Origin of the sequence: Lacticaseibacillus salsurae, from assembly GCF_045862175.1 — a bacterium.
In the GTDB taxonomy this organism is placed as follows: Bacteria; Bacillota; Bacilli; order Lactobacillales; family Lactobacillaceae; genus Lacticaseibacillus; species Lacticaseibacillus salsurae.
Genome location: NZ_BAAFZI010000131.1, coordinates 1 through 1,584, shown reverse-complemented (window position 1 = coordinate 1,584; position 1,584 = coordinate 1). Strand labels below are relative to the sequence as shown.

Genomic DNA, 1,584 nt, shown 5'->3' with positions numbered 1-1,584 from the left:
CTCAACTTTTGCACGGAACACTGCACGAGCCTTGATCACCGGTATTGCCTATAACCTGGTTCAGCTCTTTAAACAGCTCTTTGTCTCGGAAGACCGTCGTTCAACCATCTCCTCGCTACGGTTCAGTTTGGTGGTAAGGTCATATGTGAGACAAGGTCTCTCTCAAGTATAATGACTTCATAGAGGATTGAAGTACGGAGGGAAACGTCATGCCAAAATGCTACACACAAGATTTCAAGGATATGCTGATTGAACTGCACAATGCGGGGAAGGGTCCAGCTGAACTCAGTAAAGACTACGATGTCCCAGTGGCGACACTTGGGAAATGGTTTACTGATGCTAGTCAGGAAGAGGATCGCCAAGTATCAAGCGCTGAGGTCGCGCAACTCAAGGCCGATCTTCTCCTTGCCACACAGGAGAACGAAATCCTAAAAAAAGCATTAGGCATCTTCGCGCAGAAAAGATAGTGTCGAACCGCGAATTGTATGCCTTTATCCAAGAAAATGACGTGCCAATCAGCCTCGCCACCCGGGCTTTGTCTGTTTCACGCGCTTCGTACTACCGACACATCAACCACGTGCCTACTCCGACTGAAAAGCGTCGAGATGAGGTTCGAGCGCAGCTACACGTCGCTTATGCTAACTCGAAGGGGCGATATGGCGCACCTAAGCTCACCGCAGCGATTAATAAACAGCGTACAGACCATGTCAGTCAAAAGTACATTCAGAAGCTGATGCATGAGGAAGGTTTGTACTCAATTATTCAGCGCAAATGGCGGGCAAGTTCCGCGGCTAATCCCGTCGCGGAACGGCATAACTTGATGGACCAGGACTTTTCAACAACCACTATTAATCAGAAGTGGGCAGGCGATATAACTTACATTCACACCCAGAAGGATGGTTGGACATACTTGTGCACTTTCATGGATTTGTACTCGCGACGAATTGTCGGTTACGCGTATGGCCCAGACATGACGGTGAACCTTGTTTTGAACGCATTTGGTAACGCAATTTCGAATCGTGATGTTTATGACGGTTTGATTGTCCAAACCGACTTAGGCAGCCAGTTTATTAGCGCTGAATTTGAACGTCAGTTAACGTACGTCGGCGCCACACACTCTTACAGTCACAAAGGAACGCCGTACGACAATGCGATGATTGAATCGTTCCACGCCACCTTCAAGAAGGAAGAATATTACGTCAATAAGCACCACTATCCTAGCCTGATAATCGCGCGACGTCACGTATTCGAATACATTGAGCACTGGTACAATCGCGTTCGAATTCATGGACGGCTAGGCATGAAGAGCCCAGTTGAATTTGAAGCAACACGTTCCGCGGTCGATGGGTTGTGCAACAACGCGTCGGCCACGGAATGTCCTGCAAAATGACCTAAAGGGCATTTTGCATTGACCAAATTTTTATCGAGAGATGTTGTCTCAAACCTTGACCTAAATCCAGTCTCTTTCACATCGCCGGTAGGATTACTTGGCACGCCCGTCGTGTGGTGATTCATCTTGCTTCTAACTATGTTTACAAGAACTGGTTTAGTCGGCTCATGGACGAAGTCCATCAGTTGGCGACC

The 1,584-nt window shown here is 47.9% G+C and carries 2 protein-coding genes; both read left to right on the top strand.

Features of this window, described 5'->3' with window-relative positions:
* Window positions 1–209: 209 nt before the first annotated feature.
* Entirely contained in the window at window positions 210–467 is a 258-nt protein-coding gene (locus tag ACKTSG_RS14215; RefSeq protein ID WP_407895677.1) for a transposase, read from the top strand.
* Window positions 467–1,390 carry an IS3 family transposase gene (locus ACKTSG_RS14210; RefSeq protein ID WP_056963709.1) on the top strand — a complete coding sequence of 308 codons (924 nt, stop codon included), beginning with the start codon at window positions 467–469 and terminating at the stop codon, window positions 1,388–1,390. The genes ACKTSG_RS14215 and ACKTSG_RS14210 overlap by 1 nt, the downstream gene beginning before the upstream one ends.
* Window positions 1,391–1,584 lie beyond the last annotated feature (194 nt).

Excerpts from the sequence above, each read along its gene's own strand:
- ACKTSG_RS14215 (WP_407895677.1), top strand. The coding sequence starts at position 210 with ATGCCAAAATGCTACACACAAGATTTCAAGGATATGCTGATTGAACTG.